Origin of the sequence: Streptomyces umbrinus, from assembly GCF_030817415.1 — a bacterium.
In the GTDB taxonomy this organism is placed as follows: Bacteria; Actinomycetota; Actinomycetes; order Streptomycetales; family Streptomycetaceae; genus Streptomyces; species Streptomyces umbrinus_A.
This window is the reverse complement of the sequence record NZ_JAUSZI010000002.1, coordinates 8,581,960-8,595,462: the sequence shown is the minus strand read 5'-3', so window position 1 is coordinate 8,595,462 and position 13,503 is coordinate 8,581,960. Positions and strand designations below refer to the sequence as shown.

Annotated in this window: 15 protein-coding genes; 3 read left to right on the top strand and 12 right to left on the bottom strand. The window is 71.2% G+C overall.

Annotation, left to right across the window (positions count from 1 at the left end; all coding sequences use genetic code 11):
* Positions 1-45: 45 nt before the first annotated feature.
* Both QF035_RS37950 and hisI read right to left on the bottom strand, forming a co-directional pair.
* On the bottom strand, positions 46-1,548 hold the full coding sequence (locus QF035_RS37950) for an anthranilate synthase component I (RefSeq protein WP_307525496.1): 1,503 nt from the start codon (positions 1,546-1,548) through the stop codon (positions 46-48).
* A gap of 11 nt (positions 1,549-1,559) precedes the next feature.
* Complete coding sequence (hisI, locus tag QF035_RS37945; protein ID WP_307525494.1) at positions 1,560-1,997, bottom strand: phosphoribosyl-AMP cyclohydrolase; 438 nt, start codon at positions 1,995-1,997, stop codon at positions 1,560-1,562.
* A gap of 84 nt (positions 1,998-2,081) precedes the next feature.
* Here hisI and QF035_RS37940 point away from each other — a divergent pair, with 84 nt between their 5' ends.
* Complete coding sequence (locus QF035_RS37940; protein WP_307525493.1) at positions 2,082-2,717, top strand: TIGR03085 family metal-binding protein; 636 nt, start codon at positions 2,082-2,084, stop codon at positions 2,715-2,717.
* 20 nt (positions 2,718-2,737) lie between these two features.
* On the opposite strand, the gene QF035_RS37935 is transcribed toward QF035_RS37940, so the two are convergent.
* From QF035_RS37935 to hisD, 10 genes are all read right to left on the bottom strand, one after another.
* Positions 2,738-3,985, bottom strand: a complete 1,248-nt coding sequence (locus QF035_RS37935) for an MFS transporter (RefSeq protein ID WP_307525491.1) — start codon at positions 3,983-3,985, stop codon at positions 2,738-2,740.
* 30 nt (positions 3,986-4,015) lie between these two features.
* Positions 4,016-4,603: an ArsR/SmtB family transcription factor gene (locus QF035_RS37930; RefSeq protein WP_307525488.1), complete on the bottom strand. Its 588-nt coding sequence runs from the start codon at positions 4,601-4,603 to the stop codon at positions 4,016-4,018.
* Positions 4,604-4,748: 145 nt separating this feature from the next.
* The gene (gene hisF / locus QF035_RS37925; protein ID WP_055612130.1) at positions 4,749-5,504 is read right to left on the bottom strand and encodes an imidazole glycerol phosphate synthase subunit HisF; all 756 of its coding nucleotides are present in this window, start codon (positions 5,502-5,504) and stop codon (positions 4,749-4,751) included.
* Positions 5,501-5,899: a RidA family protein gene (locus QF035_RS37920; protein ID WP_307525486.1), complete on the bottom strand. Its 399-nt coding sequence runs from the start codon at positions 5,897-5,899 to the stop codon at positions 5,501-5,503. Before QF035_RS37920 ends, hisF begins: the two co-directional genes overlap by 4 nt.
* Positions 5,896-6,621 carry a bifunctional 1-(5-phosphoribosyl)-5-((5-phosphoribosylamino)methylideneamino)imidazole-4-carboxamide isomerase/phosphoribosylanthranilate isomerase PriA gene (priA, locus tag QF035_RS37915; protein ID WP_307525484.1) on the bottom strand — a complete coding sequence of 242 codons (726 nt, stop codon included), beginning with the start codon at positions 6,619-6,621 and terminating at the stop codon, positions 5,896-5,898. Before priA ends, QF035_RS37920 begins: the two co-directional genes overlap by 4 nt.
* A 3-nt stretch (positions 6,622-6,624) precedes the next feature.
* Complete coding sequence (hisH, locus tag QF035_RS37910; RefSeq protein WP_307525482.1) at positions 6,625-7,275, bottom strand: imidazole glycerol phosphate synthase subunit HisH; 651 nt, start codon at positions 7,273-7,275, stop codon at positions 6,625-6,627.
* Positions 7,266-7,430 carry a hypothetical protein gene (locus QF035_RS37905; RefSeq protein WP_200398857.1) on the bottom strand — a complete coding sequence of 55 codons (165 nt, stop codon included), beginning with the start codon at positions 7,428-7,430 and terminating at the stop codon, positions 7,266-7,268. Before QF035_RS37905 ends, hisH begins: the two co-directional genes overlap by 10 nt.
* Before the next feature lie 4 nt (positions 7,431-7,434).
* Positions 7,435-8,037 (bottom strand): imidazoleglycerol-phosphate dehydratase HisB, encoded by a 603-nt coding sequence (gene hisB / locus QF035_RS37900; protein WP_307525480.1) that lies wholly within the window; start codon positions 8,035-8,037, stop codon positions 7,435-7,437.
* The gene (locus QF035_RS37895) at positions 8,034-9,149 is read right to left on the bottom strand and encodes a histidinol-phosphate transaminase (protein ID WP_307525478.1); all 1,116 of its coding nucleotides are present in this window, start codon (positions 9,147-9,149) and stop codon (positions 8,034-8,036) included. The genes hisB and QF035_RS37895 overlap by 4 nt, the downstream gene beginning before the upstream one ends.
* A complete protein-coding gene (gene hisD / locus QF035_RS37890) occupies positions 9,146-10,468 on the bottom strand; it encodes a histidinol dehydrogenase (protein ID WP_307525476.1) in 1,323 nt (440 codons plus the stop codon). Before hisD ends, QF035_RS37895 begins: the two co-directional genes overlap by 4 nt.
* A 212-nt stretch (positions 10,469-10,680) precedes the next feature.
* Here hisD and QF035_RS37885 point away from each other — a divergent pair, with 212 nt between their 5' ends.
* Together QF035_RS37885 and QF035_RS37880 are read left to right on the top strand one after the other, a co-directional pair.
* On the top strand, positions 10,681-12,264 hold the full coding sequence (locus QF035_RS37885) for an oxidoreductase (RefSeq protein ID WP_307525474.1): 1,584 nt from the start codon (positions 10,681-10,683) through the stop codon (positions 12,262-12,264).
* Between the two features lie 173 nt (positions 12,265-12,437).
* A complete protein-coding gene (locus QF035_RS37880; RefSeq protein WP_307525472.1) occupies positions 12,438-13,493 on the top strand; it encodes a hypothetical protein in 1,056 nt (351 codons plus the stop codon).
* The last annotated feature ends 10 nt before the right edge of the window (positions 13,494-13,503 follow it).

Below are 13,503 nucleotides of genomic sequence, written 5' to 3'. Positions count from 1 at the left end.
GTCCGGCTGTACGGCCGTTTCCCGCGGTCCGGGCCGATGTGCGGCCTACGGTCGTCCCAGCCGGTTCGCCGTGTGGACCGCGCGCAGGACGGCCGCCGCCTTGTTGCGGCACTCGGTGTCCTCGGCGACGGGGTCCGAGTCGGCGACGACTCCGGCGCCGGCCTGCACGTACGCCGTGCCGCCCCGGAGCAGGGCCGTCCGGATCGCGATGGCGGTGTCGGAGTCGCCCGCGAAGTCGAGGTAGCCGACGCAGCCGCCGTACAGCCCGCGCCGCGAGGGCTCCAGTTCGTCGATGATCTGCATCGCGCGGGGCTTGGGGGCTCCGGAGAGGGTGCCCGCGGGGAAGCAGGCGGTCAGTACGTCGAAGGCCGTACGCCCCTCGGCCACCCTGCCTGTCACCGTGGACACGATGTGCATGACGTGCGAGTACCGCTCGATGGACATGAAGTCGACGACCTCGACGGAGCCGGGCTCGCAGACCCGCCCCAGGTCGTTGCGCCCCAGGTCGACGAGCATGAGGTGCTCGGCGCGCTCCTTGGGGTCGGCGATCAGCTCGTCGGCGAGGGCCTGGTCCTCCTGGACCGTGGCGCCGCGCGGCCGGGTGCCCGCGATGGGGTGCACCATCGCCTGTCCGTCCTCGACCTTGACCAGGGCCTCCGGGGAGGAGCCCACGACGTCGAAGCCGTCGAAGCGGAAGAGGTACATGTACGGGGACGGGTTGGTGGCCCGCAGGACCCGGTACACGTCCAGCGCGCTTGCCGTGCAGGGCGTTTCGAAGCGCTGGGAGGGGACGACCTGGAAGGCCTCGCCGGCCCGGATGCGCTCCTTGATGTCCTCGACGGCGACCTGGTAGTCGGGGCCGCCCCACAGCGCGGTGTACTCGGGGAGCTCGGACGGCGGGAGCGCGGCCGGGGGCTGCGAGACGGACCGCGAGAGGTCGGCCTCCATGGCGTCGAGGCGGGCCACCGCGTCCGCGTACGCCTCGTCGACTCCCGTGTCGAGGTCGTTGTGGTTGATCGCGTTGGCGATCAGCAGGACCGAGCCGTCCCAGTGGTCCATGACCGCGAGATCGCTGGTGAGCAGCATGGTGAGCTCGGGCAGCTTCAGGTCGTCGCGCTCGCCGGGGCCGATCTTCTCCAGTCGGCGGACGATGTCGTAGCCGAGGTAGCCGACCATGCCGCCGGTGAAGGGCGGCAGGCCAGACGAGCCACGGCCGTACACGAGGTCGTGGGGCGTGTGCAGGGCCTCGATGGTGGCGCGCAGGGCGGCGAGGGGGTCGCCGTCGGCCGGGACGCCGACGGGCGGGGTGCCCAGCCAGTGGGCCTGGCCGTCGCGCTCGGTGAGGGTGGCGGCGGAGCGGACGCCCACGAACGAGTAGCGGGACCAGGAACGGCCGTTCTCCGCGGACTCCAGGAGGAAGGTGCCGGGGCGCTCGGCGGCGAGCTTGCGGTAGAGCGCGACGGGCGTGTCGCCGTCCGCGAGGAGCTTGCGGCTGACGGGGATGACACGCCGGTCGGTGGCCAGCTTGCGGAAGGTCTCGAGGTCCATGGCGGCTGACCTTACTGATCCACGGCCGGTACGCCGGAATCGGCGTCCTTGGTGTCGGCGGGGCCCTCGGCGCCCCCGGCGTCCTTGAGGAGCACGTCGGCGTCGAAGCAGGTGCGGTCGCCGGTGTGGCAGGCGGCGCCCACCTGGTCGACCTTGACCAGCACGGTGTCCGCGTCACAGTCGAGGGCGACGGACCTGACCCACTGGAAGTGACCGGAGGTGTCGCCCTTGACCCAGTACTCCTGGCGGCTGCGCGACCAGTAGGTGCACCGGCCGGTCGTCAGCGTGCGATGCAGCGCCTCGTCGTCCATCCAGCCGAGCATCAGCACCTCTCCGGTGTCGTACTGCTGGGCGATGGCGGGGACGAGCCCGTCGGCGCTGCGCCTGAGGCGTGCGGCGATCTCGGGATCCAGGCTGCTGGGCGTGCCGGGCGGGGGCGTGCTGGTCATGACGACCATTGTGCCGCGCCGGTCGGACACCCCTGTGCCCTTGTCCACTGGGCGGACCGCGGAGGCAGTCGTAGGCTTGGTGACATGTCGACCCATGCCAAGCGTGAACGACTTCTCCTCGCCGATCTGTTGGAGACGGAGGGCCCGGACGCCCCCACTCTGTGCGAGGGCTGGAACACCCGTGATCTCGCCGCGCACGTGGTCGTGCGCGAGCGCCGCCCGGATGCCGCCGGCGGCATCCTGATCAAGCAGCTCGCCTCGCGCCTCGACCGGGTGATGGCCGAGTTCACCGAGAAGCCGTACGAGGAGCTGATCCAGCTCATCCGTACGGGGCCACCGCGCTTCTCGCCCTTCTCCCTCAAGCAGATCGACGAGGCGTCCAACGCGATCGAGTTCTACGTCCACACCGAGGACGTACGCCGCGCCCAGCCCGACTGGGTTCCCCGCGAGCTCGACTCCGTCTTCCAGGACGCCCTGTGGTCCCGTCTGGAGCGCGGGGCCCGCCTCATGGGCCGCAGCGCCCCCACCGGCCTGGTGCTCCGCCGCCCGGACGGCCAGACTGCGGTCGCCCACCGGGGCACACCGGTCGTCACGGTCACGGGCGAGCCGTCCGAACTCGTCATGTTCGTCCACGGCCGCCAGAACGCCGCGGACGTGGAGCTGGAGGGCGACAAGGAAGCGATCACGAAGCTTCACGAGGCGAAGCAGCTGGGCATCTGACAGCTACTCCGGGAGTTCGGCTACTTCGGAAGTTCGGCCCGGCGGAGGTCGCGTACGCACAGCGCCAGCACCCCGCCGAGGCCGCACACGGCCGCGCTGACGAGGAAGACCGGTCCCGTGCCCCACGCGCCGATCGCGGCGGCGGACACCGGCATGCTGAGCGGGGCGAGGCCGAGGCTGACGATGCCGGACACCGAGCTGACCCTGCCCAGGTAGGCGGGGTCGGACCGGGTCTGCAGCAGTGCGCCGCACAGGGCGCCGCTGAGGCCCGTGAGCAGGCCGACGAGGACGGCGACGCCCGCGGCCGCGACGACGTTCGGCACGTAGGCCAGGGCGCCGACCGCGGCCGAGCCCGCCAGGATCGTCACCGCCATGACGCGTCCGGCGTGCGGAAGGCCCCCGCGTACGGCGAGCAGCAGCGCGGCGGTGCCCGCGCCCACGCCGAACCCGGCGAGCACCCAGCCCACGCCTGAGGCGCCCCAGCCGCGCTCGTCGGCGAGCAGGGTCAGCCCCACGTTGAGCGGGCCGACGAAGCCGAGGTCCCCGAGGGCGATGGCGACGATCAGCGGGGCGAGGACGCGGTGGCCGCGGATGTAGCGCAGTCCGTCGCGGAGGTCGCTCCAGGCGGTGGGGCGTTCGGCGGCCCTGTCGTCCCCGGGGAGGTCGGCGACCCGCAGGGAGACCAGCAGGGGCACCGACACCGCGATCAGCAGCCCGGCCAGTCCGAAGGCCGCGGCGGGCCCGCCCAGCGCGATGCCCAGACCGCCGAGCGGCGCGCCCACGACGTTGGCGAAGCGGATGGCGAGGCCGCGCATGCCCTGGACCCGGGTGAGCTGGCCGCGGCCGGTGATGCGGGCCGGCAGGGCGCCCACGGCGGGCATGAACACGGCGTCGACCGTGCCGAAGACGAGGGCGAGCAGCGCCAGCGGCCACAGCCCGGGGGTCGTGGCGAAGAGCAGCGCGGCCACCGCGAGCACGGCCGCGCACCGCACGGCATCACTGCCGATGACGACCTTCCGGGGCCCGAACCGGTCGGCCAGCACTCCCCCGCCGAGCATCAGCAGGGCGCGCGGCACGGCGCTCACGGCCGCCACGATCCCCGCCTGCGCGGGCGTGCCGGCCTGGACGGCGGCCCAGGTCAGCGCGAGGTAGTAGATGTTGTCGCCGACCATGGAGGCGGTGTAGGCGCCGAGCCAGCGCAGGACGTTCGGGTCGCGGTGGGCCGGCCTGTCGGAGACGGCGACCGGGGGTATGGACGTCGTGGACATACGGGCGTGCCCTCCCAGGGCTGCGAACTCTCAGGTGCGGAACGGGAATCCGTACACGTGCAGCGCGACGTTCTCGCGCTCCTCGGTCGCGCCGGCCGCCTCGGCGGCGCGGCCCTTCTCGTCATACTTCCTGGCGAGGGCGAGCAACTCCTCGCCGAGTTCGGCCAGTTCGGCGGAGGTCAGCCGTAGCAGGGACTCGTTGTCCGGTGCGGCGGAGTTCCACTCGGCGCCCCAGGTGGGGCGTTCGTCGAGGTAACGGCGGTACATGTCGGCCCGCTGCTCGTGGAAGAGCCTGGTGGCGGCCAGATGCGCGGACGCCCTCTCGGGTGCGTCCCGGAAGTCCTTGTCCTTGATGCTCACGCCCTGCGAGGAGGGCTGCCACCAGCGCTCGCGGGCGTCCCCGCTCTGTGGCTCGGCCGCCTCGATCAGCCCGTGCTCGGCGAGCTTGCGCAGGTGGTAGCTGACCAGTGAGACCGCTTCGTCGACCTGCTCGGCGAGCTGGGACGCGGTGGCGGTGCGGGCCACGCACAGCCCTCGGTACAGCTGCATCCGCAGGGGGTGGGCCAGGGCCTTGAGGGTGCCCAGGTCCGTGATGGGGAGGTTCTCCGTGCCGCTCATGCACACCACCATAGATACGAAAGAAAAGTTGCGCAATATAAATTGCGCAACTTTTCTTTCCCTTCTCGCCACGAGTAAGCCCCGGCCACCAGGGTGGCCGGGGCTTACCGAAATCTCTCCTGTGCGTGAACGAGTCTCCGGAGCGTCACCGCACCGGATGCCCCGCCTCCCGCAACGCCTGCTTCACCTCGCCGATCCGCAGGTCGCCGAAGTGGAAGACGGACGCGGCGAGCACGGCGTCCGCGCCCGCGGCGACGGCGGGCGGGAAGTCGGCCAGCCGGCCCGCGCCGCCGGAGGCGATCACCGGCACCGTGACGTGCTTCCGTACGGCCTCGATCATCTCGATGTCGTAGCCGTCCTTCGTGCCGTCGGCGTCCATCGAGTTGAGCAGGATCTCGCCCGCGCCCAGCTCGGCGGCCCGGTGCGCCCACTCGACGGCGTCGATGCCGGTGCCCTTGCGGCCGCCGTGGGTGGTGACCTCGAAGGTGCCCTCGGCGGTCCGGCGCGCGTCCACCGACAGCACCAGCACCTGCCGCCCGAAGCGCTCGGCGATCTCCCGGATCAGGTCGGGGCGGGCGATGGCGGCCGTGTTGACGCCGACCTTGTCCGCGCCCGCCCGCAGCAGCTTGTCGACGTCCTCGGCGGTGCGGACGCCGCCGCCCACGGTGAGCGGGATGAAGACCTGCTCGGCGGTGCGGCGCACCACGTCGTACGTGGTCTCGCGGTTGCCCGAGGACGCGGTGATGTCCAGGAACGTCAGCTCGTCGGCGCCCTCGGCGTCGTACACCTTGGCCATCTCGACGGGGTCGCCCGCGTCGCGCAGGTTCTGGAAGTTGACGCCCTTGACGACCCGGCCGTTGTCGACGTCCAGGCAGGGGATGACTCGTACGGCCAGGGTCATGACTGGGGCGCCTCTCGGTACGCCTCCACCTCGACCTCGACCACCAGGCTGGGGTCCACGAAACCGGAGACGATGATCATGGATGCGGCGGGCCGGACGGAGTCGAACAGCTCCTTGTGGGCGCGTCCGACGTCCTCCACGTCCCGGGCGTGGGTGAGGTACATGCGCGTCCGTACGACGTCCTCGCGGCCGAGATCCAGCTGCTTCAGCGCCGCCAGCGCGACGTTGAACGCGTTGACCGCCTGCTCGTACGGGCCGCCTCCGGCGATCTCGCCGTCCACTATCGAGGTGCAGCCGGAGACCAGCACCAGCCCGTTCGGCAGCTCCACCGCGCGGGAGTACCCGAAGGCCTCCTCCCAGGGGGCTCCGGTCGAGACGCGTCGCAGCCCGCTCACTTGGCCACCGCCTCCAGGGCCTCTTCCAGGGTGAACGCCTTCGCGTACAGGGCCTTGCCGACGATCGAGCCCTCGACACCGAGGGGCACGAGCTCGGCGATGGCACGCAGGTCGTCGAGCGACGAGACCCCGCCGGACGCCACCACCGGGCGGTCCGTCGCCGCGCACACGTTCTTCAGCAGCTCCAGGTTCGGGCCCTGGAGCGTGCCGTCCTTCGCGATGTCCGTGACGACGTACCGCGCGCAGCCCTCCTTGTTGAGGCGCTCCAGGGTCTCGTAGAGGTCGCCGCCGTCGCGGGTCCAGCCGCGGCCGCGCAGGGTCGTGCCGCGTACGTCGAGACCGACCGCGATCTTGTCGCCGTGCTCGGCGATGACCTTGGCCACCCACTCGGGGGTCTCCAGGGCCGCCGTGCCGAGGTTCACCCGGGTGCAGCCGGTGGCGAGGGCCGCGGCGAGCGTGGCGTCGTCGCGGATGCCCCCGGACAGCTCCACCTTGATGTCCATCGCCTCGGTGACTTCGCCGATCAGCGCGCGATTGTCGCCCGTGCCGAACGCGGCGTCCAGGTCCACGAGGTGCAGCCACTCGGCACCCGCTCGCTGCCAGGCGAGGGCCGCCTCCAGAGGAGAGCCGTACGAGGTTTCCGTACCGGACTCGCCGTGGACGAGGCGGACCGCCTGGCCGTCACGGACGTCGACGGCGGGGAGGAGTTCGAGCTTGGCCATGGTCTACAGGGTTCCGATCCAGTTGGTGAGCAGCTGCGCTCCGGCGTCGCCGGACTTCTCGGGGTGGAACTGCGTGGCCCACAGAGCGCCGTTCTCGACGGCCGCCACGAAGGGCTTGCCGTGCGTCGACCAGGTGACGAGCGGTGCGCGCATCGCCGGGTTGGCGACTTCGAGGTTCCAGTCGTGGACGGCGTACGAGTGCACGAAGTAGAAGCGCGCGTCCGTGTCCAGGCCGGAGAAGAGCTGGGAGCCCACCGGTGCCTCGACGGTGTTCCAGCCCATGTGGGGGACGATGTCGGCCTGCAGCGGCTCGACCGAGCCGGGCCACTCGTCGAGGCCCTCGGTCTCGACGCCGTGCTCGATACCGCGCGCGAAGAGGATCTGCATACCGACGCAGATGCCCATGACCGGACGGCCACCGGCGAGACGACGGCCGACGATCCAGTCGCCGCGCGCCTCCTTGAGCCCCTTCATGCAGGCGGCGAAGGCGCCGACGCCCGGCACCAACAGGCCCTCCGCGTTCATGGCCTTGTCGAAGTCACGCGTTATCTCGACCTCGGCCCCCGCGCGTGCGAGGGCGCGTTCCGCCGAGCGCACGTTCCCGAAGCCGTAGTCAAAGACAACTACTCGTTTGGAAGGGGAGCTCAATTCCACACCTCCAGCCTCAGGACGCCCGCGACCAGACACATGCCGGCGCCGATCGACAGCAGCACGATGAGTCCCTTCGGCATCTGCTGCTTGATGAAGGAGTAGACGCCGCCGAGCAGGAAGAGCCCGACGACGATGAGGATGGTGTTGAGGCCTGTCATGGCTTTACAGCGCGCCCTTCGTGGAGGGAAGGATTCCGGCGGCGCGCGGGTCGCGCTCGGAGGCGTACCGCAACGCCCGGGCGAGCGCCTTGAACTGGCACTCCACGATGTGGTGCGCGTTGCGCCCGTACGGCACGTGGACGTGCAGCGCGATCTGGGCCTGCGCGACGAACGACTCGAAGATGTGCCGGGTCATCGTCGTGTCGTACTCGCCGATCATCGGCGCCATCTTCTCGGGCTCGGTGTGCACGAGGTACGGGCGGCCGGAGAGGTCGACGGTGACCTGGGCGAGCGACTCGTCCAGCGGGACCGTGCAGTTGCCGAAGCGGTAGATGCCCACCTTGTCGCCGAGCGCCTGCTTGAAGGCGGCGCCGAGCGCGAGGGCGGAGTCCTCGATGGTGTGGTGCGAGTCGATGTGCAGGTCGCCCTCGGTCTTCACGGTCAGGTCGAACAGACCGTGCCGGCCGAGCTGGTCGAGCATGTGGTCGTAGAAGCCGACTCCTGTCGACACGTCGACCTTGCCGGTTCCGTCGAGATCGATCTCGACGAGGACCGACGTCTCCTTGGTCACCCGCTCGATTCTTCCAACACGCCCATCGCGAGTCATGTGCTCTGCTCCTTCTTCAACTCACGTACCGCGTCGAGGAACGCGTCGTTTTCGGCGGGAGTTCCGGCGGAGACCCGCAGCCATCCGGGTACGCCGTTGTCCCGGACCAGGACGCCCCGGTCGAGGATCTTCTGCCAGGCGGTGTGCGACCCGTTCTCCCCGTCGAACCGCCCGAACTGCACGAAGTTCGCGTCGGACTCGGTCACGTCGAAGCCGATCGCCCGCAGTTCGAGGACGAGCCGGTCCCGCTCGGTCTTCAGCTGCTCGACGTATCCGAGCAGGGTGTCGGTGTGCTCCAGGGCGGCCAGCGCGGTCGCCTGGGTGACGGCCGACAGGTGGTACGGCAGCCGTACGAGCTGGACGGCGTCCACGACCGCCGGGTCCGCGGCGAGATAGCCGAGGCGCAGCCCGGCCGCGCCGAAGGCCTTCGACATCGTCCGCGAGACGACGAGATTCGGCCGACCTTCGAGGAGCGGAAGCAGCGAGTCGCCGTGGCTGAACTCGATGTACGCCTCGTCGACGACGACCATCGACGGCTTCGCCGCCTGCGCGGCCTCGTACAGCGCGAGGACCGTCTCGGGCGGAACCGCGTTGCCCGTGGGGTTGTTGGGGGTGGTGATGAAGACGACGTCGGGCTTGTTCTCGGCGATCGCCTGCTCGGCGGCCGCGAGGTCGATCGTGAAGTCCTCGTTGCGCGGGCCGGAGATCCATCCGGTGCCGGTGCCGCGCGAGATCAGGCCGTGCATCGAGTAGGAGGGCTCGAAGCCGATCGCCGTGCGGCCGGGCCCGCCGAAGGTCTGCAGCAGCTGCTGGATGACCTCGTTCGAGCCGTTGGCCGCCCAGACGTTCTGGACGCCGACCGCGTGCTTGCCGGTCTTCGTCAGGTACTTGGCCAGCTCGGTGCGCAGCTCGACCGCGTCCCGGTCGGGATAGCGGTTGAGGTTCCGGGCCGCCTCGCGCACGCGCTCGACGATCCGCTCGACGAGCGGCTCGGGCAGCGCGTACGGGTTCTCGTTCGTGTTCAGCCGTACGGGGACGTCGAGTTGGGGCGCGCCGTACGGGGACTTGCCGCGCAGCTCGTCGCGTACGGGGAGGTCGTCGATGCCGGTCACTTGCTGGGTACCTTCCAGTCGAACCTTGCCTTGACGGCGGCACCGTGGGCAGGGAGGTCCTCGGCCTCGGCGAGCGCAACCACGTGGTGCGCCACCTCCGCCAGGGCGTCGCGCGTGTAGTCCACGATGTGGATCCCGCGCAGGAAGGACTGGACCGACAGACCCGAGGAGTGGCAGGCGCAGCCGCCGGTCGGGAGGACGTGGTTGGAGCCGGCCGCGTAGTCGCCCAGCGAGACGGGCGCCCAGGGGCCGACGAAGACCGCACCGGCGTTGCGGACACGGTCCGCCACCGCGCTCGCGTCGGCGGTCTGGATCTCCAGGTGCTCGGCGCCGTACGCGTTGACGACCCGCAGGCCCTCGTCCACGCCGTCGACCAGCACGATCGCGGACTGCCTGCCGCCCAGCGCCGGGACGATCCGGTCCTCGATGTGCTTGGTGGCCGCGACCTGCGGCTCCAGCTCCTTCTCCACCGCGTCGGCCAGCGCGACCGAGTCGGTGACCAGGACGGCGGCGGCCAGCGGGTCGTGCTCGGCCTGGCTGATCAGGTCGGACGCGACGTGCACCGGGTCGGCGCTCTCGTCGGCGAGGATCGCGATCTCGGTCGGACCCGCCTCGGCGTCGATGCCGATCTTTCCCGCGAAGTAGCGCTTGGCGGCGGCGACCCAGATGTTGCCCGGGCCCGTGACCATGTTGGCGGGCGGGCAGGACTCGGTGCCGTACGCGAACATCGCGACGGCGGTCGCGCCGCCTGCCGCGTACACCTCGTCGATCCCGAGCAGTGCACAGGCGGCCAGGATCGTCGGGTGCGGCAGACCGCCGAACTCGGACTGGGCGGGGGAGGCAAGGGCGATGGACTCGACGCCCGCCTCCTGCGCCGGGACCACGTTCATGATCACGGACGACGGGTAGACGGACCGGCCGCCGGGCGCGTACAGCCCGACCCGGTCGACGGGCAGCCACTTCTCGGTGACCGAGCCGCCGGGCACGACCTGGGTGGTGTGCGTGGTGCGGCGCTGCTCGCGGTGGACGATACGGGCGCGGCGGATCGACTCCTCCAGGGCCGCGCGGACGGCCGGATCGAGCTGCTCCAGCGCGTCGGTGAGCGCCCGCGCCGGGACACGGACGGACTCCAGGCGTACGCCGTCGAACTTCTCCGCGTAGTCGATCAGCGCCGCGTCTCCCCGATGATGCACGGCCTCACAGATCGGACGCACCTTCTCCAGTGCGGCCGAAACGTCGAAGTCGGCTCGGGGCAGCAGGTCGCGCAGGGCGGAGCCCTCGGGGAGGGCGTCGCCGCGCAGATCGATTCGGGAGATCACGAACCAATTCTCTCAGACGGGGATCGGGCGCCGGACGGCTGTATCAATCGCTGATACGGGCCGTGGAACACCGGTCGGCACGTGGCCCGATTTCGTTGTTGGCACGGGTTCCGGAAGATCGCCTTCACCACTGGCGTTCAGGCTGTCACTCAGCGGGCATCACAGGAACGACTGTACGAAACCCGCGAGTAGCGGGGGAGAAAGGGAAGACCGTGACCCAGGGGGCCGGCGTCCGCGCCGGAGAACTGCCCGATGACCTGACCGCCGCCGAAGCCGGGATGTGGCAGGCGTTCCGCAACGGCAGCGTGTACGACCTGCGCGCCGGGGACACGACCGTCGACGATCCGCACGGCGGCCATCCATGGGGCTCCGAGCGCTGTGTGCGGGCCCGGATAGTGGCCTGGCTGCTGCTGGACGGACCGCCCGCGCTCGACGGCCGCGTCGCCTCCCTCAAGCTGACCGGCGTCCAGATCGTCGACGTCCTCGACCTCGCGGGCGGCACGATCGAGCCGTACGTCGAGATCAAGGGCTGCCGGTTCGAGAAGGAGGTCCTGCTGCCGGAGGCCCGGTTCACGACCGTGCGTCTGGTGGACTGCGCGGTGCCGCGTCTCGAGGCGGCCCGGGTGCACACCGAGGGCGATCTGCATCTGCCGCGCTGCCGCTTCCACAACGGCGTACGCCTCACGGACGCGCACATCGGCACCGACCTGCTGCTCAACCAGGCGATCGTCTACCGGGACCGGCGCGGCCGCTCCCTCACCGGCGACGGGATGACCGTCGGGCAGGACCTCCAGGCCGAGATGCTGGAGTCGCACGGCGAGCTGAGCCTGCGCGGCGCGAAGGTCGGCGTCTCGCTGAGTCTGCGCGGCAGCCGGCTGGCCAACCCGTACGGGAGCCGCCGCGCGCTGAACGCACCGCAGCTGACCGTCGAGCGCACGCTGTATCTGACCCCGGCGAGCGTCGGCGACCCCCTCCACACCAGCGGCCGCACCCCGGCGCGCGGCACCCGCGTCCAGCGGTTCGAGTGCGAGGGCGGGATCCGGCTCGACGACGGCCGGTTCGGGGACGCGGTCGACTTCGAGCAGGCGCGCCTCATCCTGCGGGACGGCCAGGAGGTCTCGCTGCGCCGCGTCCAGGTGCCCGAGCTGCGCTTCCTCGGCGAGCGGCCGCAGCGCGGACGGGTCGTGCTGAACGGCGCGAAGGTGGTCAACCTGATGGACCAGGCGACCAGTTGGCCGGGCGCGGGCCAGCTGCAGATGGGCGGCTTCCAGTACGAGTACCTCGTGCCGCGCGGCCCGTTCCCGCTCGCCCGGCGCCTGGAGTGGGTGGCCGCGGCGACCCCGGAGTACAACCCGGAACCGTACGAGCGACTGGCGACCGTGCTGCGCAACGGCGGCGAGGACGAGGACGCCCGCGAGGTGCTGCTCGCCAAGCAGCGCCACCGACGCGAGAACCTGCCGATCGCCGCCAAGCTCTGGGGGTACGCGCAGGACTGGACGGTCGCCTACGGGTACCGGCCGGGGCGGGCGGCCGTGTGGATGGCCGTGTTGTGGGCGGCGACCTCCATAGCCTTCGCACATGCCGACCATCCGCCGCTCAAAAGCGGCGAACATCCGCCGTGGAACGCGTCGCTGTTCGCCCTGGACCTGCTGCTCCCGGTCATCGATCTCGGCCAGGTCGGCTACTGGCAGCTGCGGGGCGGCTGGCAGTGGCTGTCCGCGGTGGTGATCCTGCTGGGCTGGGTCCTCGCCACGACGGTGGCGGCGGGCGCGACACGGATGCTGCGCAGAGGGTGAGCAGGGGCCGGGCAGAGGCTGAGCAGGCCTCTCTCCCGGGTCGCACACAACCGCTTGACACATGAACAACAGTCACCGTTTACCCGGCCTTGACCATTCCGCACGCAACCAAACCATGGTTACAAAAGCGTCACCGCGTACCCCCTGGCACCCGTCCGACCTGCGGGTTTTCAATGGGCACCACCATGGCACTGCTGCGCGCGTTCCTCCGAACGGCACGGATGGCGCGGAACACTTCGCGCCTCGCCGCCGGTCTGCCCGCCGACGACGAGGTACTGCTCGACGCGCCCGACGAGCGGCTCGGACCGGCGCTCGTCGCCGCGGGCCGGGGCGAGTACGGGACCGCGGCGAAGCTGCTGTCCACCACCCGGGAGGCCGCCGAGTGGGAGAACCGGGACCGGTACGCGACGCGGCTCGCCGCCTTCGCGCGCTCCCGGCCGGAGTGGTTCGACGACTGGTGCTCCGACGCCCCGCACGACCCGGACGCGCTGCTGGTCAAGGCCGAGCTCGCGGTGTGCCGGGGCTGGGAGTCACCGGCCCGCGCCGAGCTGCTGCGCCAGGTCGCGCCGCTGATCACCGCGGCCGCCGAGGGCGACCCGCGCGACCCGGTGCCGTGGCGCATCGCGCTCGACCACGCCCGGGGCACGAACACCCCGCACACCGCGTTCGAACGGCTGTGGACCGAGGCCGTACGCCGCTCTCCGCACCACTACGGCTGCCATGTGGCCGCCCTGCAGTACCTGTCCGCGGCCTGGTACGGCTCGCACCGCGAGAGCTTCGACTTCGCCGAGCGGGCCGCGCAGGACGCGCTGCCCGGCTCCCTCGTCCAGGCCCTGCCGGTGCGCGCGGCCTTCGCCTATCTGACCGAGGGCGGCGGAGCGGCCGTGCCGCGCGAACGCCTCGACGCGGCGGCCGACCTCGCGATCGCCGTCTCCGGGGAGTACGCGGACGCCGACCCGTGGCCCGCGGAGGTCCGCAACCTGCTCACCTACGTGCTGATCCGCCTCGAACGCTGGCAGGACGCACTGGCGGAGCTGCACCGGATCGGGTCGTACGCCACCTCGTTCCCCTGGGACCGCGTCTCGGACGACCCGCTCGGCCAGTTCCTCGAACTGCGCGACGGAATACGGATCGAGGTGGCCTCGGGCATGCCCCTGAAACTACGCAACGGGGATCTTCCGTATCCACGGAGTGAGCACGGCGGACGTGCGCCCTCCGGTGACCATTAGGCTTTCTCGT

What these genes read in the sequence shown, in the direction of transcription:
- QF035_RS37950 (WP_307525496.1), bottom strand. Translation starts at nt 1,548, where the DNA reads ATGGACCTCGAGACCTTCCGCAAGCTGGCCACCGACCGGCGTGTCATC.
- hisI (WP_307525494.1), bottom strand. Translation starts at nt 1,997, where the DNA reads ATGACCAGCACGCCCCCGCCCGGCACGCCCAGCAGCCTGGATCCCGAG.
- QF035_RS37940 (WP_307525493.1), top strand. Translation starts at nt 2,082, where the DNA reads ATGTCGACCCATGCCAAGCGTGAACGACTTCTCCTCGCCGATCTGTTG.
- QF035_RS37935 (WP_307525491.1), bottom strand. Translation starts at nt 3,985, where the DNA reads ATGTCCACGACGTCCATACCCCCGGTCGCCGTCTCCGACAGGCCGGCC.
- QF035_RS37930 (WP_307525488.1), bottom strand. Translation starts at nt 4,603, where the DNA reads ATGAGCGGCACGGAGAACCTCCCCATCACGGACCTGGGCACCCTCAAG.
- hisF (WP_055612130.1), bottom strand. Translation starts at nt 5,504, where the DNA reads ATGACCCTGGCCGTACGAGTCATCCCCTGCCTGGACGTCGACAACGGC.
- priA (WP_307525484.1), bottom strand. Translation starts at nt 6,621, where the DNA reads ATGGCCAAGCTCGAACTCCTCCCCGCCGTCGACGTCCGTGACGGCCAG.
- QF035_RS37905 (WP_200398857.1), bottom strand. Translation starts at nt 7,430, where the DNA reads ATGACAGGCCTCAACACCATCCTCATCGTCGTCGGGCTCTTCCTGCTC.
- hisB (WP_307525480.1), bottom strand. Translation starts at nt 8,037, where the DNA reads ATGACTCGCGATGGGCGTGTTGGAAGAATCGAGCGGGTGACCAAGGAG.
- QF035_RS37880 (WP_307525472.1), top strand. Translation starts at nt 12,438, where the DNA reads ATGGGCACCACCATGGCACTGCTGCGCGCGTTCCTCCGAACGGCACGG.